Genomic DNA, 19,419 nt, shown 5'->3' with positions numbered 1-19,419 from the left:
GCGAAGGAGCGTGCAAACCCGATGAAAATACTGCTTCATGCCTGCTGCGGACCGTGCTCGTTGGAACCGGTGCGCCTGCTGCGCGCCGCCGGGCACGACCTGACCATAGCCTATATGAACTCGAACATCGCGCCCGCCGACGAGTACGCGCACCGCCTGTCCACACTGCGCGCCTGGGCCGCCGGCGAGCAGCTGGACGTGCTGGAAGGTGCCTACGACCCCGCCGCCTGGGAAACCTGCGCCGGACGCGTGGGCGCCGCCGAGGGCGATCCCGCCCGCCGCAAGGCGCGCTGCCGGGCGTGCTACCGCCTGCGCTTCGAAGAGGCCGCCGCGCTGGCAGCCGAGCAGGGGTTCGACGCGCTGGGCACCACGCTGTCGGTGAGCCCCTACCAATATACCGACGTCATCCGCGAGGAGCTGGAACGCGCCGCCTCGGCCGCGGGCGTGCAGCCGCTGTTCGAAGACTACCGCCCCTTCTACGACGAAGCCACGCATCGCAGCCGCGAGATGGGCATGTACCGGCAGAACTACTGCGGCTGCCGCTTCTCGGATGACGAAGCCGCCGCCGAGCGCTCCGAACGCAAGGCACAGCGGGCCGCCCAGCGCGAAGCCGAGCGGGCGGCGCATGCCGAGGAGCGCGCCGCCGCCGAAGCCGCACGCGCCGCGAAGAAGGCCGAGCGCGCCGCCTACGACGCCAGGCAGGCCCGCAAGCGCGCCGTGCTGAAGGCGCTGCGCGAGCAAGAGCGCGACGGGAAGTAGGCTTCGCACGCCGGCGCAGATGGCGCCGCAAGGTCGGCTCAGCGTCACAACACGCGCCCGTAGCGCCTTGCGTGCAGCGCATCTAGCAAGTATACTTACAAGTATATTTGCCGCGCACGTCAAGAAGGGAGCGCGCCATGCCTCAACTTTCCCTGTACATGGACGAGCCCACGATGGAAGGCTTGCGCCGGGATGCCGCACGCGAGGGGAAGACGCTCTCGAAGTTCGTGGCGGGCGTGCTGCGCGACCGCGATACGAACGGCCTGTGGCCGCATGGGTTCTTCGACCTGTACGGCGCCTGCGATGACGACACGTTCGTCGAACCGCCGGAGATTCCCTGGGAATTCGACGCGCCTCGAAAAACGCTGTAGGTGAACGCCGTGTATCTTCTCGACTCCAATATCTGCATCGACTTCATGCGCGGAGAACTTCCCTACGCCTACGACATGATGCGCAACAGCAGCCCGAAGCTCTTCAAGATTCCCGCCATCGTGGAAGGCGAACTGAGGCTCGGCATCGAAAAAAGCAAGCAGCCGGAAAAAGCCCGGTGGCTCGTCGACGAATTCACGCTGCCGTTCGAAGTGGTGCCGTTCGATTCGAAATGCGCGCATGCCTATGCGCGCATACGCGGCGAACTCGAGATGACGGGTAAGAAGATCGGGCCGAACGACCTGCTCATCGCCGCCACGGCGCTGGCGAACAACGCCGTGCTGGTCACCAACAACGTGGACGAATTCAAGCGCGTGCCGGGGCTGTCCTTGGAATGCTGGTACGAGATGGAGTGGGACGGATAAGCGTCCGTCGGCTTGTATCAAGGTCTATAATAAGTGGTTCGCACCGCCTATACCGCAACGCACGAAGGACGCACGCATGAAGACCTCTGATTTCGATTACGAACTGCCCCCCGAGCTGATCGCGCAGGAGCCCGCCGCCGATCGCGACGGCTGCCGCCTGCTGGTCATGGACCGCAGCACCGGCAAGCTGGAAGACCGCATCTTCCGCGACATCGTCGACTACCTGCGTCCGAACGACCTGCTCGTGGCCAACGAGACGCGCGTCATGCCCGCCCGCCTGCTGGGCGCCAAGCGCGGCACGGGAGGTGCGGCCGAGGTGTTTCTGCTGCGCGAGGTGCACGACCGCGAGCCGCGCACGAACCGAAGCGCGCTGTGGGAGGTGCTGGTGCGCCCGGGCAAGCGCCTGAAGCCGGGCACGGGCGCCGTGGTGGACTTCGCCGACGCGCAGGGCGACGTGGCGCTGTCCGCGGAAATCGTCGACTGGGCCGACGGCGCGCAGAAGGGCGAGCGCCTCGCGCGCCTGACCACGACGCTGCCCTCCCTCGACGAAGCGCTGCACGCGGTGGGCCACACGCCGCTTCCGCCCTACATCAAGAACTACGCCGGCGACGAGGAGCTGTACCAGACCGTGTACTCACGCCGCGAAAGCTCGGCCGCCGCGCCCACGGCCGGCCTGCACTTCACGCCCGCCCTCATCGAGCGCCTGCGCGACCAGGGCGTACGCTGGGAAACCGTGGAGCTGGAAGTGGGCTTGGACACCTTCCGCATCGTGGATGAGGACGCCCCCCAGAAGCACGTCATCCACACCGAGTACTACACCGTGCCGCAGCGCACCGTCGACGCCATCGCCGAGACGCGCGAGCGCAGCGGGCGCGTGGTGGCCGTGGGCACCACCAGCGTGCGCAGCCTGGAAAGCGCCTGGAACCCCGAGACGGGCGCCGTCACCGCGCGCGATCGCGAGACGACGTCGCTGTACCTGCTGCCCGGCTCGCAGTTCCACGTGGTGGACGCCCTGGTCACGAACTTCCACGTGCCGCGCTCCACGCTCATGATGCTGGTGTCCGCGTTCTCCTCGCGCGAGCACATCATGGCCGCTTACGAGCACGCCATCGAAGAGCGCTACCGCCTGCTTTCGTTCGGCGACGCCATGTTCATCTGCTAGACGCGCCGCCAGGCGGAAGGCGGCAAGCCGAAGCCGCAGAAGAAGGGCGCTCGGGAAAGCGAAGGCGCGGCGCTACCGGGAACCGCGGCGAGAGCGGACGAACACCGCTGCCAGCACGGCGGCCGCGCCGACGGCCGCCGCCAACGCCGCAAGAGCGTAGGGGGAGTCGCCGGTTTTGGTGAGCGTCGAAACGTCGGCCTCCACGGTTCCCGCGCCGCACGTGCCACTCGAACCACCGGAGCCGCCCTCGCCCTCCGAGCCCTCGGAACCGCCCGCGCCCGCAGAGCCGCCCTCGTCCTGGGCGATGAGCGTCCAGTGTACATGGTTCTCCAAACCCGCCGCCTCGTTGCCCAAGGTCACGGGCACCAGCACGTCCAGCGTGAAGTCCGCCGACCGGCCGCCCGAAAGCTCGGCCATCTTGACGGGAAGCGCCCCTTCGCGAAGCAGCTCCCCTATCTCGCCGTCGTAGAGCGTCCGGCCGTCCGCGCTCATGACCACGCGCACCGGCCCTATCACGTCGGCGACAGCACGGTCGCACGAGGGGCGCAGGTACAGCGCAACAGGCGTGCGCGCGTTCTCCACCCGCACCGCCACGGTGTGCGACGACGAATCGCCCGGCACCAGGTTCTCCAGCGTGTCGAACAGGCTGCCTCCATCGGCGTTGCGCACAAAGAACTCGCGTGCGGCGCTGTCGTACACCACGGTGGGCGGCCCCGCGGGCGCGGCATAGGCCGCAGCCGACCGAGCGAACATCGGCATGGCGAGCGCGGCTGCAACCGCAAGCGCGGCTGCAGCGAACGCCAGAACGCCGCACCTCGAACGTCTGCACGTCATCATGCAGCACCTCCCTTGCTCGAAACCGTCAGCGTGCCATCGGTCGCAACGCCCGTAACCGCGCCGCCACGGTCGGGTCCCCACGCTTCCGAAACCGCGTCAACAGGATCGGCCTGCACGGCCTGCACGTCGATCTCGACGACCAGATGGCGGCCATCCGTATGCGAGGTGTTGGGAAAAGCTTCGCACTTGGCGATCAAATTCGCCGTTCGCTCAGGAGCAACCCCTCCGGTAGCATCGCTTTCGGGAGCAAGGGGCTTCGGCCAGTAGTACAGGCCGTCTGTCCCCTGAATCCAGGAATCCGCAGGTTGAGCGGTTGCATCAGGCGAAGCGACGGCGCCCCGCTGCATCGCGTAGTCCTTACCAAGCTCCGGAACGTCGCCCAGCACGACGGCGGAACCGCCAGCCTGGCTCCCGGTCTCCCAGCGAACCGACACCGAGGCTCGCAGGTACGCCTTCACGTTCCCCTTGTTGGTCGCGTACACGTTCTCCTTCACCGTGTGCGGCGAGTCGAACGTTTCGTTCACGCCCGGCGTGACATTCGCCGCCTTGAACATGTTGAAAAGGCCCGACTCCGCATGGAACCACGCCAGCGCGCCCCCGCAGCACAGCATGGCCGCAAGGCACGCGGCAACCACCGCCGCGCGCTTGCGTCCCGGGCGCTTGTGCGGCAGATCGAACGCCGCAGCCCGACGATCAGCCGGCTTCGCATGCATTCCCCTGCCCATTACAAGATCGCCCCCTGTCCGAATTCGTTGATCGCACGAGCCGAGTCATCCAGCCACGCGTCGTTTTCCAGCTTGTTCTCGCACACCACGGTCGAGCCGTCCTGAGAACGCGAGACCACCACGCGCGCGCCGTCGGCACCGGAAGGGACGGTCACGCCGTTCACCTGGTACGATTGCCCATAGCGCCACGCCCAGGACTTGTCCTCCCTCACGAAGTATTCGCCCTGGCCCAACTGCAACCGCACGCTGGCCGCGTAGATCCCGTCCTTGTCCGGCTTGTCGGGGCACTTGACCGAAACCGAGCGGGTCTGCAGGGACCCGTCCTTGAGGTTGGTCACCGTGAACAGGAACGTCTCCCCCGCCGCCTCCTTGGCCGTGGTCTTCTTCACGATGGTGAGCGGCTTGATGTCGCCGAACACGAACAAGGCATCGCCGTCGTTTTGGGTGGTGTACGAAGTGCCGTCCACCGTGCACACCGAAGTGCCCTTGGTGCTCACTTCCTGGTAGTCCCGGAAGCCGCCGTCCGCGTCGACATGCGATGCCAACACGTTGCCCGTGGCTCTGTCGTCGTACAGAGCGACCTGCTTGCCCAACGCCGCAGACGCATCGCGGTCGGCCGGAAGCGGGTTGCCCGGTTGATATGTCGGCTCGCTCGAAGGCTTGTAGGAGCGCTTCTCCACGTGAACCGTCAGGTGCTTCTGGTCGTAGTAGTTGCCCTGCCCGAAGTACGCTTGGATGGGATAGGTCTGCTTCTCGGCGTTCGGCGTCGCGGCCGACCCCTCCGCCGCAGGCGCGCTCGAAGTTTCCAAAGCGCTCACGTCTATCGCCCAAGTCAGCTGGTCGGTCATGGCGACATCTTGCGCATCGGTGGCCTTCACCTGCCAAGTCTCGGGGTACAAGTCCATGTCCGTCGTGATCGGCTTGTCAAAGAATTGCTCCCAGGGAACCATGGTGCCGTTGTTGTCCCACCGCCAGTTGCTGAACGCCTCGCGCCCGTCCGCGTTCGCAGCAGCATCAAGGGCCACGGCGATATTGTGATACGCCTCCACGTCGATCGGCACCTGCTGCGTCGGAGTCGTCCCTCCGGAGCCGGCAGTCGTTCCCCCGCCGGAATCGGGAGCCGTCTCCGTCCCAACGAGGACGTCATGCACGAACGTGCGCTCGTTGCCCTTCACGTTGGCGGTGTATATCACGTTGCCCTGCGCGTCGTGGTAGCGAACCTCATGCACCTTCACGTACACCGCCGTGTACGTCGTGTCCTTCTCGAACGGCCTGTTGCCCCTCAGCACGAAGTTGTTGTTGTCAGTCACAGGCGTACCCTGGCCGGTCGTGCTGTCGTACTCCGTCGCCCAGTGGTCGAACTGATAGCCGGGGAAGTCCTTCGCCTCCGCAACGAGGGTGACCGAAGCAATCGAGTCCAAACGGCTCAGCGAACGGTAGCTCTCGGGTTTTTTGCCCGCGGCCTCAATCTCCTTGTCGATGTTCGAGTTCACGCTCACCGTAGCCGCGCGATACACCGGCCACAGCTCCATCGACCGATGCACGATCGTGCTCGAAGACACCATCGCGGTGCCCTCGCTCCAGATTGCGTACTGCCCCGCCGCCGGACGCGTCGCCGTCCAGCCCACGAACACATGGATCCCACCATTCGTCAAATCAATGGCGGCGATGTCGAACGTCGGATCGGGACCCTTCCCCAGCTGCTGGCCGTTGTTGCGCACCACGGTTTCGGTAGCTCCGTCGTTCACGTGGTACACCACCACCAGCGGCTCGTAGTTCGCTATGAACTTGTACGAGGAGCCCGACTCGATGGTGTAGCTCAGAGGGTTTTCGCCAGCGACGGCAGGATCGCTGACGGGAACCGTCTCGGTATGCGTCTGCCCCTGGAACGTCTTCTCGATCGTCCACGACTTCAGCAGATACGTCGCCTGTCCGTCCGTTACCACAGGAGTTGCGTTGTTTTCGGCCGTCAGGGAGAGGTCGATTGTCTGGTCGTCCTTCACAGTCACGTTTGCGTTGTTCTGTCCAAAGGTGATAGTGCCCGGATCGGCAGAATCGCGCGTATACGTGTTGTACGGCAGATTGAAGCTGGGCGTCGCACCCCCATCGGCTACTGTCGGCGCGGCCGGGATGTTCACGCCAGCGCCGGAGGGCACGCCCGCCTGCGCGATGTTCGTAGTGACGGTCACGTCGTACTTCACGTACACCGGATACAGATCCATAGGCCGCGTGCAAACCGCATCGGCAGCCAGCAGATAGGGAACCGCCCTGGAAGCCTGCGAGGTGCAGTACTGGTCGCCCGCCACGTCGAAAACGTAGCCCCATTCCTGCGGGGTCATCTCGCCCGCAGCAATGGCAGACTTGTCAATCCATCCCAAGAACCGATACCCGTCACGCTGCATGTCAGCATCCGTGGGAGAAGCGGCAGAGGTGAACGACACCCCAGTTGACGAACCCGCTTTCGGATAGCCGTACGCATTAGAGGTGTCTTGATTTAGCAGAACCCGCTCTTCGTAACGGCGCTCAACAGCCCACTCACCCCCATCGGTCCTCAGCACGCCCTCGAACTTCACGTTTGCAGCGTAGTGAGCCTGAAAGTAATAGGCGCGAGAACCGGAATAAGCGGATCCCTTTGGATGAAACGTCTTTTCTCGATTCGTCTCTTTCCAGTCGCTCCACTGGAGATTAAGCTTCGTCCCCTCTCCTGTCCAGAATCTAAACACGTAGTCCCCACTTAAATCGGGCTTCGTTTCGACTTCGACACTTCCACTCGTGGTCCCTGTCAACGAGGGCTCCCCACGCAGCTCAACGGAGCCTGCCCCAGGAAAGTCGATACCAACCCCAATTGCATAGTCAGTCGATACACCGCCGAACGTCATCTTCGAAGCAACCTTTTCAGGATTACATATCACGCCGGTAAATTTAGCTCCTATTGCTGGGTTGGCACCGGGGTCGTACGATGCCCAGTACTCGAACATTTCATTGTAATAAGCGGGTGGAGGCAATTCCACGAAAGCGCTTTCGTACCGCTGCCATCTCTCAGCATGAAGCGTGGGATTCTTGAATTCGTTAGCATCTTGCGCATCTGATGCAACGTAGTAATCAACCCGGTACTCGAAGCGGGCTATGTAGGTTTGCTGTTGGGTGAGGTCGGTGTCGGCGGGGATGGTGTAGCTGGGGTCGGAGCTCACGCGCACCTCAACGCCGTCCACGTTCTTGTACCACCCCAGGAACCGATAGCCGTCGGGAAGCGCCCCGTCGACACTCAGATCATTGCCGGTGGCATCTTTCACAAACACACGATACGACGTGATTCCGTCAGTGTTCGTCACCTTCTCCACATGCGTCGAGCCCACGCTGCTGCGCACCGTCTTATCTGCATCGGCGCTATAACCCTCGATTTCGGTGAGGATGTTCACCGAATAATCTATGTAGATGGGATACAGATCCATAGGCTTAGTTACCGGATCACTCGCTTTGTACAACGCCCCGTTGTTGACGATCGCAACGAGCTCTGTGGATGTTATGCCATTGTAGCCACCGCCGCCTGCCGAGTTCTTTGTCGTCGTCCAGCCGACGAAGGTCGAGCTTTCGGAGGGCTTCGCCGGACTCGGCGACGGCAGCGGGTCGAAGTAGTCGTACCAGTCGTCATCGGTATTCGGATCCGCCGCGCCGGTACCTTTGTTGATCACGTTGCCGTCCACGTCGTGGAACAGCACCTGCGCTTGGTAATGCGCGATGAACAGGTCGTTGTCCTCGAATTGCCTGTTAGCAGGATCGGCGTTCGAAGCCTCGTACACCGGACTGTCCGACACCCAATCGCCCGTCACCATCGGCTCGAAGTACGCGGGGTCTTCGGCCACCTCGTTCACCGTGACGCTGGGCTCGCGACACCATCCCACGAAGCGGTAGCCATTCGTCCCGTTCGCCATAGGTGCATCGGTCGTCGTCGCGCTCAGCTCCACCGCATTGTCCGCGGCAAGAACGCCCTGCACGGCGAACTTCCAAGCGTTGTCGGTCGTCTGCGCCTGCGTCGGCGAAAGCCCGGTCGTCCCGATGCTCACGCTGGCCGCGCCCGGGAAGTCGAACGTCGCCTTGATGGACGACCCATGCACGGGAATGCCCAGGTCGTAGTCCATGACCCACTTGTTGATATGACTGGCAGAATACACGCTGCTGCGCTCGATGCCGCCTGCGAAGTCGTAGCCGCACCCCTCCCAGAAGTCGCGGTCGACGTACACGTTATCGTCCAACGGCCCGAACGACGGCCCCGTCGCGGCGTCATTCAACGCGGGGATCTTCTTGTTCGTACCCTCCTCTGCGCTTGCAGAAGGCTTGAAGTACGACTCGCTTACCGACAGGCCATCGGCCCGCCTTGCGAGGCCGGCCAAATACACGTTGTACTCGATGATGGGAATGACGATCAGCGCGTTGTACTGCTTCGAGCTCAGGTTGCCGGCGTAATGGGAGCGCTCGATGCTGCAGTTGTTGTCGTACGCCGACGCCGTCAGGCCGCCGACGCTCACCGTGGCGCCCGCGCCGACGCTCACGTACGTGCCGCAGTAGGCGTAGCAGTCCGCCGTAGAGAAGCAGTCGATCATCTGGGCGCCGTTCGAAAGCTGCCCCGTCACGCCGCCCGCGTACACGGTGAAGCCGCCCAGGGCGCCCACCGCCTTGTCGTAGCTGTTCTTGACGCTTGCATGCTGGTAGGTCACGGTGCCATCGGCCGCAACCTCGCGAATCGGCGTCACACGCGAATACTCGATGACGGTTCCGCTTGCTGCACCTACCAACGCGCCCATGTACAGCCCTTCGCCGCCCAGCGCGGCGACGGCGGACGTCGAGTTCGACACGCACCTGCCGCCGCGCACCTCGCAGTTGTAGATGACGCCTCCGTTCGTCTCGCCGGCGAGGATGCCGCCCAGCACGCCGGCGTTGGTGATCAGGCTGACGGCGTTGTTGGCGGGCGTGATGCTGGATGTGCAGTTGATGAGGGTGACGTTCTCGATGCGCGTGTTGTCCGCGCGGCCCACCAACACGCCGCCGCGGAAGTCTGCGCCGATATAGGCGTCCTCCAACGTGAGGTTCTTGATGATGGCGCCGTCGGTGCTGGCGAACAGGCCGGTGTTCGCCTTCGGGGTGAACAATTCGCGGTCGTACTTCAAGCCCTTGATGGTGTGACCCTGACCGTCGAACGTGCCCTTGAACGGCAAGTCGATGGTGCCGAAGATCAAGCCGCCGTACTGCTTCGCAACCGTAAGGTCGGCTTCGGTCAAAGTCAGATCGTTGTCCAGAACGATATCGACACTCTGACCGATGGCCGCACGCGTCAAGCTGACCGTGTACAGCAAATCGGCTGCGGTGGAAATATGATACGCCCCATCGGCGGCCTGTTCGGCATGCGCCTTGTCGGGTGCGACGAAGGGCACCGCCGTCGCGGCCAAAGCAAGCGCCAGCAGCATGCGCAGCGCATTCCGCCATATCGAAACCCGAGTATTCATCATGCCGGCCATCCTTCAGCAGTCAGGGAACTGGTTGCGTTGTGCTCGCTTTGCACGCCGTCGGCCTTGATCACCAGCTTCAGCTGATCGATGCCGGCCAGCGCGCCCGCCTCCACCTCGAACGAGTCGATCAGCACGGGCGTGGTTTGGTCGGGTTCCAGCGCGACGGCCAGGTAGTACCGGCCGTCCTGCCCCCGCTGCCACGCGGACGCGTCGCCGAAGTCGTACGTCACGGCGTGGTCGAGCGACAGCGCGTCGCCGTTGGGCCGCACGCCTTCCACGCTCAGCATCACGCGCACGAACATCGGATGCGTGCCGAGGTTCTGCACACGCACGATGCGGCTCACGGCGCCGGAGCCGGGGTTGATACGGTCGTCCACAAGCGCCGGAACCTCGTTTCCCGAGGCGTCCAACATGGTTTCGACCACCTCGATGTCGGGCGCGCCGAACGAGAAGGGGTGATGCGCGTCGAACAGCTCGACGTTGAACGCCTGGGTCGCCAAAACCGCGGCAGCGAACAACAGCGTCAGCGCCGCAGCGACCGCGGCGAAGCGCTGCGCGCGGGAGGCCTTCGCACGGGCCTCCGGTGCAGAGGGCTGGCCGGTCGAGCTCGAGCGGAGCTCGTCGGGCGGCGCAGCCTCGCGCGCGGCATCGTCGGGCGATGCGGCGCTGGCGATGTTGTGATGTGCGTGTTCAGTCATAGGGATCCAGGTCCTTGGGTAAACGGGTGCGGATGCGCCCATCCCGGCGCCCGAGGGAGCGCCGGGATGGGCAAAGGGCAGCTCAAAGGCTGAGCATGCGCAAGTTGCGACGCTGGAAGCTACTGCTTCATTTTGATCTCAGCCGCCCAAGCATCGGCAGCAGCGTCGAGATCGGTCGTAGACTCGCTGTTGTTCGATTTGGCTGCAACATATGCATACACCTCAACCGTTTTGTTGGTGTCGTTCGCCACAAACGTATCGCTCGTCATAATGCTTTTGAACAGGGGGTTTTTCGTCCAAGCATCGGCAGCAGGGGTACCAGTCGGTTTAAGCTCGGTGAGACCAGCTCCATTCTGGTAGTTGGAGGCATAGGCGAACAGACCGCCCGTGTACTGGTCTTGCGATCCCGAAACCAAAGTTGCTTCAACCGCTTCCCAACCCTGCTCGATCGTGAAGTATGCACCTTCCGGCAGATTGTTCTTCACGTACACGTACACATAGGCAGACTCGCTGTCCTTGCCGATGCCCACGTACGGATCCTTAGCCACGCTCGCACCCGGAGCGATCGCAGACTGGTCAACCCAGCTGGGCTCATAGATATTCCCGCTCACCTTCGTTGTGTCACTGGGAAGGTTTTCAGAGGGCTTATCCGGCTTCGTCGTCGGATCGGTGATGTTGCCCACCTTGAACGTGTTCGTCAGACTGCTTTGCGCGCTGAACCAGGCTAGGGTTCCGCCGATGCCGGCCACCACCAAACAGGCCGCCAGGGCAACCAACACCACACGGCGCTTTCTACGTTTTACTTCCGCTTCCATGAAGCGCTCCTCTCTCTCGTTCGTTTCTTGCGTCCGCTTGCAGGGGCGCACGCTGTCGCTCAATGCTCAGGCGCATCGGCTGTGCTTGCCACCACCCCCTCGGTGCGATGCCGCTTGGCCGCTATCGAGGGCGGCAAGCTTCCCGGCAGCAATCGATGCTATGATGAAAACGGCGATAGCCGTCCCTGCAATCACAAGACCCAGCGGAGAAGTGAGGAATTTGTTGATGTAGCCCAGATACGGGATGCACGCCACGGGTTTGCCCACGAGGTTCTCGTACGGCACCGGCGCGGCGTCGGGGGAAATGGACCCGTCGCTGGCGATGTTGGCGATGCCCTGCGTGCGGAACGCACGGGATTCGGCATCGATCTGATACACCTGATGGGTCACCAGCGTGCCCGAGGGCAGGCTGAACGTGATGGCGTCGCCCACTTCGACGTCAAGCGGATCGACCGCTTTGACGTACACCAGCGAGCCAACGGGATATTCGGGCTCCATGCTGCCCGAGAGAACGGCGTACGGGGTCAGTCCTACGAGGCGCACGCCCGCAAACGCAACCAGAAGCACCGCCGCTGCTGCAATTAGCAGACTAGTGAGCCCCCCCCCGCGACAAAGTTTGCGATGCGAAATCGTAGTCATGTGCTCCCCCGTTATGCAGACGCAGCGCCCTATATGGCGTGTGAGCGTGCTGTGCATATGTGTTGCTTGTCGATTGTCGACCGAACGATGCGTGAAAAGCGCACTCCCTCGCTATTTCCGACCGTCGACCGTTTTCCCGATACCCTCTTTTCTTTTATTTAAGCACCATGCACGCGTTTTGTTAATACCTTTTTGGTAATTATTTCTTAAATGATACATATTAACTATCAAATAGCAAGAAACTCTATGGTCTCTGGGGTTTCACACGAACCCGCAAGCCCGTCTCGTAAAGCGCTCGACTCCTTTGCTGCTCCCGCCTACTCAACGGGAACGGATCAGCCCCATCATGACTTCGATTCGACACGTACGAATGTTTTCACGTGAAACATTCAGACCCTCCGCCCCCCGCCCACAGCATGCCAAACAACTTGCGACGCAACGAAGACGCAAAATCCAATACCCAAAAGTCAGTCAGCCTGGATAAGAGTGAATCGGGCAGCGTGCCGGCGTGAGAGCCCGAGGATCAAAGGCCCCAACCGAGTTCGCACCATAATCAGTATACTTTCGACACGTCCGGGTTCGCGTCGATAGCAGTAAGCCGGCCTCGCCTCCTTCGTCTTAGAAGACGGAGTCGGCCGGCGTAGCGCGCTGCTTTTAACTGCTACACCGCATGGCACACCATCCGAACGTCGAACATCTCACCAAAGAGAACCGCATTATCATCGCAGCACTGAGGCATCGCAAAATCAACAGCGTCGCGAACGCCGCAAGGCTGGCAACCCTCGGGACGGAGTTTACGCATTTTTACGCCTAAAAGAGGGTTTTCGGCTCATCGGCCCGCGACCCAAGCCCCGCAAAGAGACACTGCCGAACCGATACGCATTAAAAAAATGACCCCGCACTTTGCGGGGTCATTTCAGCATTCTATATGTTAGTCTGCTTATGCCTTCGTCACGTTGCTTGCCTGAAGCTTGCCGTTCTGACCGGTCGTGACGTCGAACTGCACCGCAGCACCTTCGTCAAGCGTCTTGAAGCCGTCCATCTTGATCTCAGAGAAATGCACGAAGAGGTCTTCGCCATCCTTCTGAGAGATGAAGCCGTAGCCCTTTTCCGGGTTGAACCACTTAACAGTACCTTCCGCCATTTTAAATCCTCTTTCCTCTCCTCGTCCCCGAGGAGGTAACACTGTGTGCTGCATGGCCGCAACACTCGCCCTCACCTCGAGGGCACATGCTTACTATACGCTATGCGGCAACAAAAAAGCTCGGGATTCTCTTTTTCGCCCGTATTTTACCGATCCGTTGATCGAGCGGGCTCCTACCGGTCGGAATCGAGGGGCGCCTCGATCGTGTTCGCCGGGATGACGGGCTCGGTGCCGTAGCCTAGCACGTCCATGGTGGACTCGGCGTCTTTCGCCAGCGCGGCATCGGCCTCATCCAAAAGGGTGGCTAGCTCTTCGGGCGTGTCGGGCAGATCGAGATCGTACGCCTCGGCCAAGGCGCGAGCCTGCTCGGCGCGCAGGGCGGACAGATCGCCCTCGCCCGCCTCTGCCAGATAACCCGAGGCCAGAAGCAGGCTCCGGGCGATGTACTCGGACACGCGCGGGTCGACGCCCGACACCTGCATGACGCTGGCTATCGACTCGGGCGACAGCGACAGCAGCGTGGCGCCGTCGATGTCGGTGGCGTCGCCTATGGCGCGCTCCAGCATGTTGGCGGCATCGCGCGGATCGCGATCCTCCACCGATCGCGCCCAGCTGCGGCGGATGGCCTCCGCGAATTGCAGGAGGATGCGCATCAGGTAATCCTGTTCGAGCATGGAAGCTCCCTTCGTAAGCCCGGGACGCCCCGGACGGTCGTGATCACGAGAACGGCGGAACCGGAATCCCCAGATGGTCGTAGGCCCGCTCGGTGCAGATGCGGCCCTTCGGCGTGCGCACCAGCAGGCCCTGCTGCATGAGGTAAGGCTCGTAGACGTCTTCCAGCGTGTCGGTGTCCTCCGACAGGGCGGACGCCAGCGTGGTCAGCCCCACGGGGCGGCCGCCGAACTGCACGGCCAGAAGCTCGAGGATGCGGTTGTCCATCATGTCCAAGCCCAACGCGTCGACTTCGAAGAAGCTGAGCGCTTGGGCGGCCACGTCCTCGTCGATGATGCCGTCCCCGCGCACCTGCGCCCAATCGCGCACGCGCTTGAGCAGGCGGTTCGCCAGACGCGGGGTGCCGCGGCTACGGCGCGCGATCTCCAGCGCCCCGTCCTCCTCGATTGCGACGTCCAGGATGGAGGCGGAACGGCGCACGATGGAGGCCAGCTCCTCGGGCGAGTAGTACTGCAGGCGGAACACGATGCCGAAGCGGTCGCGCAAAGGACCGGTGAGCAGGCCCGTTCGCGTGGTGGCGCCGACCAGGGTGAAGCGCGGCAGGTCGAGGCGAATGGAGCGTGCCGCCGGGCCCTTCCCCACCACGATGTCGAGGGCGAAGTCCTCGAGCGCAGGGTACAGCACCTCTTCGACCATGCGGTTCAGGCGATGGATCTCGTCGATGAACAGGACATCGCCCTCCTCGAGGTTCGTGAGGATGGCCGCCAGATCGCCCGTGCGCTCGATGGCGGGGCCGCTCGTCGTCTTGATGTTCGCGCCCAGCTCGTTGGCGACGACCGTCGCAAGCGTGGTCTTGCCGAGGCCCGGAGGTCCTGAGAACAAGATATGATCCACCACGTCGCCGCGCGCCTGAGCCGCCTCGATGAGGATGGCGAGCGACTCCTTGATCTTCGTCTGCCCCAGGTAGTCGCCCAGGCGCTTAGGGCGCAGACTGCGATCGAGCGCGAGATCGTCCTCGGTGAGCGTCGGCGCCACCGCGCGCGAGCGTGCGTCGACGGGCGACGAGCCGCCATCCCGCCCCGCTCCGGCGCCCGCCTCGAACACGAGCCCTTCTATTTGAATGCCGTTGTCAGCCATAGCCGCCTTTTCATCTTTCTCGCCAGTCTAACATTGTCCCCCTCGCCGGTCCGACAATGTCAGCGAGGCTTTTCGCGGTGCCCGAGATTGACGTGAAAGCCCGACGAAGCGTACTTCGTACGCGAGGAGGGCTTGGAGCGCCAAGATCGGGTGCTGCGGAAAGCCGCAGCGTCAAGCCGTTCCGCCGGTCGGCAGACCGGCGGAACCTAATCGCTTCAGCGCATATTGTAGCAGCACGCCCTCGGACGCGCCTTCGGGGGCGCCCTTGAGGGCGACGTCGGCCTCTTCGGACGTGAAGCCCATCGACAGCAGCGCCTCGCGCGTGCCGGCAAGATTCGCAGCCGACGCCGCTGCGGGCGCCGCCCCGTCGAACAGGCTTGCCAGCCCCTCGTCGAACGAGCCCTTCAGCTCCAGGATGATGCGCGAGGCCGTCTTCTTCCCCACGCCGGGAATGCGCTGCACCGCCGCCACGTCCTGCGCCTGCACGGCGGCCACAAGACCCGCGGGCGAGAACGCCGACAGCGCGGCAAGCGCCACCTTCGGCCCCACGCCGCCCACGCCGATGAGCCGCTCGAACAGAGCCTTCTCCTCCAGCGCGAGAAATCCGTACAGCGCCAGCGCATCGTCGCGCACCTGCAAGAACGTGTGCACCTCAACCGGTGCCCCCGCTTCGGGCAGCTTCGACAGGCTGGCCTGGGACATGCCCACGGCATAGCCCACGCCGTTCACTTCGATGTAGGCGGTCGTGGCGGTCTTCCCCGCCAGCGTCCCCTTGAGAAACGCGATCATAGCCTGTCCTTTCCGACGGGTACGTTGCAAACGGGCGCGTCGTACGCCATGCATGCCGCGCCCGTGCGGCGCGCGAAACCCTCATGAGTGGTATAGCAGATGGCGGCGGCCAACGCGTCGGCGGCATGGTCGGGTCGCGGGACGTCCTCGAGGGCAAGCAGCTGGCGCACCATGTACTGCACCTGGTCCTTCTCGGCCGAGCCGGTTCCCACCACCGCCAGCTTGATCTGGCTGGGCGAGAATTCCAGCACCTCGAGGTCGCATTCGGCGCATGCCACGAGCGCAGCGCCCCGCGCCTGCCCCGTGGCGAACGCGCTTTGCACGTTCACGCCGAACCACACGGTCTCGATTCCCGCGCACGTCGGCCGGAACCGCGCGATGACCGCAGCCATCTGCTCGTGGATCTTCCGCAGACGCTGAGCCAGCGGCAGCTCCTTCGGCGTGGACACGCACCCGTACGCCGTGCACGCCAGGCGCGGCCCGCGCTGCTCCACGATGCCCCAGCCGGTGTTGGCCAGGCCGGGATCGATCCCCAAGATGGTTCGTTCGATGCGCGTCATCGGTTCCTTTTCGTCGTCATGCCGAGGGTTTGCCTCAGTTGCAAACGTTTGTTCGTTACCATCCTAGCACAAAGCTCGGGAACAACCCGCGGAAGACGCGCTTTTTTCACACCCTCGTCAGAGGCCGACGACGGAAGCGGCGCGGCGCGATCAACTCCGATGATCAAGGGAGGCGGCGAGCTCGCATTCGAGAAACGCGGGCAGATCCGCACGCCCCTTAATGCCCAATTTCGCGTAGATGTTGTGCGCGTGCGTTTTCACCGTTCCGACCGAGATGTACGCCTGCGAGCTGATCTGCTGGTTGCTCAACCCCTCCACCAGCATTTCAAGCATCTCCTCCTCGCGCTTGGTGAGATCGTAGCGCTTGGCAACAAAAGGCACCACGGCTGGAACCGATGCCTCGCGGAGTTTGCGGGCGTACGCAACCAGGTAAAGACAGGCGAACACGAAATTAATTCCACCAGACAATTCGACGAACACGTTGCGCGGGCTCTCCCATCCAGCCGCGAACGAGCCTATCGACCACGCCAAATAACCAACCGAGCAAAACGCGAACGACGCCACGAGCGCAACGACGGCCTTCGAGTCCAGCACGCGACCCCCTACATCGCCCTTGCGCAACCCTCGAATACCGATGCCCATGATATAAAGCTGCAGCACGCCGATGCACAAGTTCTCGGCGAATTCCTCTACCACGGCTTCCGACAACGACCCGGCAACCGCGAGATACGTGCAACATAAAATCCACAACGCACTTTCCCGCGCCGCCGGCGGCTGGTCGAAGATAAAGCCCGCAATGAACCTGAACGTCAGCAGAATACCGAGATGCAGGTAACCGTACAAAAACGGCGACGATCCGGGAAAAGCGCTGAACAGCAGCTGGAAATCGGGCACGAAATCGAACAGGTACATGAGCACGATGTCAGCCGTGCACAATCCGAACAAGATAGCGAGCCAAAGATGGAGAGGGCTTCTGTTCCGCACGAACAACGCAGCGAACACGATACAGAGCGCCGCGTTCGCCATGGTCATACCCATATCGTAGAAGAACAGCAAGTAAACCATCGCACCCCTTTCCCCTGCGGCGGATTATAGCACGCGCGAATTCCCGCTCGGGAGCGCGCCCTTCCGCAAAACAAGCACCCTCGCCCTCCACCAGCATGTTTGCTACAAGGTAGAGAAAAATAAACCCTCTTTCGAGCAGGCATCCATCTTCGCGTTGATTGTCGCAGGCCCCCTTCGGCCATAACGTCGGGCAAGGTGCCGTCGGCACAAGGGATCCGGCAAGCGTATCGTCGAACAAGGGAAGGAAGGGATCGTCATGACGCATAGCACGAACCAGGGACTGGGACGGCAAAGCGCGCTCACGCGCCGTTCGTTCGTAGCGGGAGCATCGGTGCTTGCAGCAGGGATGCTGCTGGGAGGACCGTTCGGATGCAGCGCGCCCGCAGAAGAAGGGGCGGCGGACACGAGCATCGAAGCCGAAGCGCAGGCAACCGGCAAGGCGGCCGACCTCGTATTCAAGAACGGCCACGTGCAGACGCTCGTAAACGAAGGAGACGTAGCGCAGGCCGTCGCCGTGCGCGGCGGCGACATCGTGTACGTAGGAGACGATGCCGGCATCGAGGCGTTCGTAGGCGACGCGACCAAGGTCATCGACCTCGGCGGCAAGTTCTTGTGCCCGGGCTTCATGGACGGCCACCTGCACGGCCCACAGCCTTATTACGAAGAACTGTTCCAAATCGCCATCCCCGAAGGCACCATGGACAACGAGGAGTATCTGCGCATCATCCGCGAGTTCGTGGAAGCGCATCCCGACGACGAAGTGTACTACGGCGGACCGTTCATGCAGAACGCCTATCTGCAACCCGACGGATCGAACCCGGGCCCGCAGAAAGAGGACCTCGACGCCATCTGCTCCGACAAGCCCATCATGATCCGCGACGTATCGCACCATTCCTATTGGGTGAACAGCAAGGCGCTGGAAATCGCCGGAATCACGGCCGACACGCCCGACCCCGACGGAGGCTCCATCGTGCACAACGCCGCTGGCCAGCCAAGCGGTCTGCTGACCGACGCAGCGAAAGGCCTTGTCACGTCCAAGATCGAAGTTCCCTACTCGACCGAGAACATGGCGAAAGCCTACGAAGCGTTCCAGGAGTACTGTCATTCGCTGGGCATCACCGGCCTCACGAACATCAACCTGTCGGGCATCGAGCTCATCCACGCCGAGGCGCTCCACAACATGGACGCACGGGGCGATCTGCATCTGCGCCAGCGCTTCCTCGTGTGGGGACAGCCGGGCATGGGCTACGAAGGCATCAAGAAGAAGCTCGATGCCGTAGCCGCCTACGATTCCGACATGTTCCAAACCGGCACGGTGAAGATCGTCTACGACGGCGTGACCGAAGGCGCAACGGCCGTTATGCTGGAGCCGTACCTGCCCGCAGCCGGCAAGGGAGAAGGCTGGACCGCCACAAGCGACTGGTCCACAGAAGAGCTCGACCAGGTGGTAGCCGATCTCGACAAGAACGGGTACCAGGCGCATATTCACGCCATCGGCGACGGAGCCGTGCGCGCCTCGCTCGACGCCTACGAGCGCGCCGAAGCGGCGAACGGCAAGCGTGACGCGCGTCACACGATGGTGCACGTATGCGCCATCACTCCCGAGGACATCAAACGCTGCGCGGATCTCAAAGCGATCAGCAACCTGCAGTTCCTGTGGATGTACAACGACCCTCTGTGTCAACTGGAAGCCGCATTTATCGGCAAGGAGCGCGCGTTCGCCATGTACCCGGCTAAGGACATGCTGGAAGCAGGCTGCCTCATCAGCGGCGGCAGCGACGGAGCCGTGACCGCCTACGATCCCCTGCTTGAAATCGAAGTGGGCATCACGCGCAACAGCCCCTTCCCCGTCGAAGAGGACGAAGACCACTACCGGTGGAAGGAGCAAGGACTGACCGCCTACCAGATGCTCGAGATGTACACGAAGAACGTGGCGTACGAGAACTTCATGGACGACATCGTGGGCACAATCGAAACAGGCAAGAAGGCAGACCTCGTCGTGATCGATCGCAACATCCTCGACGTCGACCCCAAGCAGATCTCGGAGGCGAAGGTGGTCTGCACCGTCTCGAACGGCGATATCGTGTACGAGGGGTAACCAGTCTCCCGCATGAGAAAG

Annotated in this window: 17 protein-coding genes; 5 read left to right on the top strand and 12 right to left on the bottom strand. The window is 62.9% G+C overall.

The genetic code is table 11. The features are described from left to right. Positions 1-21: 21 nt before the first annotated feature. The 4 genes from GT613_RS05970 to queA all read left to right on the top strand — a co-directional run bounded on the left by GT613_RS05970 (position 22) and on the right by queA (position 2,715). Entirely contained in the window at positions 22-759 is a 738-nt protein-coding gene (locus tag GT613_RS05970; protein ID WP_009608902.1) for an epoxyqueuosine reductase QueH, read from the top strand. A gap of 137 nt (positions 760-896) precedes the next feature. Next, entirely contained in the window at positions 897-1,130 is a 234-nt protein-coding gene (locus tag GT613_RS05965) for a hypothetical protein (protein WP_009608846.1), read from the top strand. A 9-nt stretch (positions 1,131-1,139) separates the two neighbouring features. Further along, positions 1,140-1,553: a type II toxin-antitoxin system VapC family toxin gene (locus GT613_RS05960; protein ID WP_035577334.1), complete on the top strand. Its 414-nt coding sequence runs from the start codon at positions 1,140-1,142 to the stop codon at positions 1,551-1,553. Positions 1,554-1,629: 76 nt separating this feature from the next. Next, positions 1,630-2,715: a tRNA preQ1(34) S-adenosylmethionine ribosyltransferase-isomerase QueA gene (gene queA / locus GT613_RS05955; protein ID WP_161172558.1), complete on the top strand. Its 1,086-nt coding sequence runs from the start codon at positions 1,630-1,632 to the stop codon at positions 2,713-2,715. A gap of 72 nt (positions 2,716-2,787) precedes the next feature. Here the strand turns inward: queA and GT613_RS05950 are convergent, their stop codons facing one another. From GT613_RS05950 to GT613_RS05895, 12 genes are all read right to left on the bottom strand, one after another. Continuing rightward, positions 2,788-3,552 (bottom strand): hypothetical protein, encoded by a 765-nt coding sequence (locus GT613_RS05950; RefSeq protein WP_009608884.1) that lies wholly within the window; start codon positions 3,550-3,552, stop codon positions 2,788-2,790. Next, positions 3,549-4,277, bottom strand: a complete 729-nt coding sequence (locus GT613_RS05945; protein ID WP_035577314.1) for a hypothetical protein — start codon at positions 4,275-4,277, stop codon at positions 3,549-3,551. Before GT613_RS05945 ends, GT613_RS05950 begins: the two co-directional genes overlap by 4 nt. After that, the gene (locus tag GT613_RS05940) at positions 4,277-9,781 is read right to left on the bottom strand and encodes an InlB B-repeat-containing protein (protein ID WP_161172557.1); all 5,505 of its coding nucleotides are present in this window, start codon (positions 9,779-9,781) and stop codon (positions 4,277-4,279) included. The genes GT613_RS05945 and GT613_RS05940 overlap by 1 nt, the downstream gene beginning before the upstream one ends. Next, positions 9,778-10,479, bottom strand: coding sequence for a hypothetical protein (locus GT613_RS05935; protein WP_009608818.1), 702 nt, complete (start codon positions 10,477-10,479; stop codon positions 9,778-9,780). The genes GT613_RS05940 and GT613_RS05935 overlap by 4 nt, the downstream gene beginning before the upstream one ends. Positions 10,480-10,598: 119 nt before the next feature. Next, entirely contained in the window at positions 10,599-11,294 is a 696-nt protein-coding gene (locus tag GT613_RS05930) for a SipW-dependent-type signal peptide-containing protein (RefSeq protein WP_009608853.1), read from the bottom strand. Positions 11,295-11,360: 66 nt separating this feature from the next. Next, a complete protein-coding gene (locus GT613_RS05925) occupies positions 11,361-11,933 on the bottom strand; it encodes a signal peptidase I (RefSeq protein ID WP_114549841.1) in 573 nt (190 codons plus the stop codon). A 940-nt stretch (positions 11,934-12,873) separates the two neighbouring features. Further along, a complete protein-coding gene (locus GT613_RS05920; protein WP_009304886.1) occupies positions 12,874-13,077 on the bottom strand; it encodes a cold-shock protein in 204 nt (67 codons plus the stop codon). 173 nt (positions 13,078-13,250) lie between these two features. After that, on the bottom strand, positions 13,251-13,751 hold the full coding sequence (locus GT613_RS05915) for a hypothetical protein (protein WP_009608806.1): 501 nt from the start codon (positions 13,749-13,751) through the stop codon (positions 13,251-13,253). A gap of 43 nt (positions 13,752-13,794) precedes the next feature. Then, entirely contained in the window at positions 13,795-14,886 is a 1,092-nt protein-coding gene (gene ruvB / locus GT613_RS05910) for a Holliday junction branch migration DNA helicase RuvB (RefSeq protein ID WP_009608877.1), read from the bottom strand. Between the two features lie 171 nt (positions 14,887-15,057). Next, positions 15,058-15,675, bottom strand: a complete 618-nt coding sequence (gene ruvA, locus GT613_RS05905; RefSeq protein WP_009608888.1) for a Holliday junction branch migration protein RuvA — start codon at positions 15,673-15,675, stop codon at positions 15,058-15,060. After that, positions 15,672-16,235: a crossover junction endodeoxyribonuclease RuvC gene (gene ruvC / locus GT613_RS05900; protein ID WP_009608872.1), complete on the bottom strand. Its 564-nt coding sequence runs from the start codon at positions 16,233-16,235 to the stop codon at positions 15,672-15,674. Before ruvC ends, ruvA begins: the two co-directional genes overlap by 4 nt. 150 nt (positions 16,236-16,385) lie before the next feature. Beyond that, positions 16,386-17,300 (bottom strand): LuxR C-terminal-related transcriptional regulator, encoded by a 915-nt coding sequence (locus GT613_RS05895; RefSeq protein WP_009608815.1) that lies wholly within the window; start codon positions 17,298-17,300, stop codon positions 16,386-16,388. 256 nt (positions 17,301-17,556) lie between these two features. Between GT613_RS05895 and GT613_RS05890 the strand changes: the two genes are divergently transcribed. Further along, on the top strand, positions 17,557-19,398 hold the full coding sequence (locus GT613_RS05890; RefSeq protein ID WP_009608809.1) for an amidohydrolase: 1,842 nt from the start codon (positions 17,557-17,559) through the stop codon (positions 19,396-19,398). The last annotated feature ends 21 nt before the right edge of the window (positions 19,399-19,419 follow it).

The sequence above is a fragment of the Eggerthella sp. BIOML-A4 genome (assembly GCF_009875575.1).
In the GTDB taxonomy this organism is placed as follows: Bacteria; Actinomycetota; Coriobacteriia; order Coriobacteriales; family Eggerthellaceae; genus Eggerthella; species Eggerthella lenta.
This window is presented reverse-complemented; position numbering and strand designations above follow the sequence as displayed.

Coding starts and splice junctions, on each gene's coding strand:
- GT613_RS05970 (WP_009608902.1), top strand. CDS start 22: ATGAAAATACTGCTTCATGCCTGCTGCGGACCGTGCTCGTTGGAACCG.
- GT613_RS05965 (WP_009608846.1), top strand. CDS start 897: ATGCCTCAACTTTCCCTGTACATGGACGAGCCCACGATGGAAGGCTTG.
- queA (WP_161172558.1), top strand. CDS start 1,630: ATGAAGACCTCTGATTTCGATTACGAACTGCCCCCCGAGCTGATCGCG.
- GT613_RS05950 (WP_009608884.1), bottom strand. CDS start 3,552: ATGATGACGTGCAGACGTTCGAGGTGCGGCGTTCTGGCGTTCGCTGCA.
- GT613_RS05945 (WP_035577314.1), bottom strand. CDS start 4,277: ATGGGCAGGGGAATGCATGCGAAGCCGGCTGATCGTCGGGCTGCGGCG.
- GT613_RS05940 (WP_161172557.1), bottom strand. CDS start 9,781: ATGATGAATACTCGGGTTTCGATATGGCGGAATGCGCTGCGCATGCTG.
- GT613_RS05935 (WP_009608818.1), bottom strand. CDS start 10,479: ATGACTGAACACGCACATCACAACATCGCCAGCGCCGCATCGCCCGAC.
- GT613_RS05930 (WP_009608853.1), bottom strand. CDS start 11,294: ATGGAAGCGGAAGTAAAACGTAGAAAGCGCCGTGTGGTGTTGGTTGCC.
- GT613_RS05925 (WP_114549841.1), bottom strand. CDS start 11,933: ATGACTACGATTTCGCATCGCAAACTTTGTCGCGGGGGGGGGCTCACT.
- GT613_RS05920 (WP_009304886.1), bottom strand. CDS start 13,077: ATGGCGGAAGGTACTGTTAAGTGGTTCAACCCGGAAAAGGGCTACGGC.
- GT613_RS05915 (WP_009608806.1), bottom strand. CDS start 13,751: ATGCTCGAACAGGATTACCTGATGCGCATCCTCCTGCAATTCGCGGAG.
- ruvB (WP_009608877.1), bottom strand. CDS start 14,886: ATGGCTGACAACGGCATTCAAATAGAAGGGCTCGTGTTCGAGGCGGGC.
- ruvA (WP_009608888.1), bottom strand. CDS start 15,675: ATGATCGCGTTTCTCAAGGGGACGCTGGCGGGGAAGACCGCCACGACC.
- ruvC (WP_009608872.1), bottom strand. CDS start 16,235: ATGACGCGCATCGAACGAACCATCTTGGGGATCGATCCCGGCCTGGCC.
- GT613_RS05895 (WP_009608815.1), bottom strand. CDS start 17,300: ATGGTTTACTTGCTGTTCTTCTACGATATGGGTATGACCATGGCGAAC.
- GT613_RS05890 (WP_009608809.1), top strand. CDS start 17,557: ATGACGCATAGCACGAACCAGGGACTGGGACGGCAAAGCGCGCTCACG.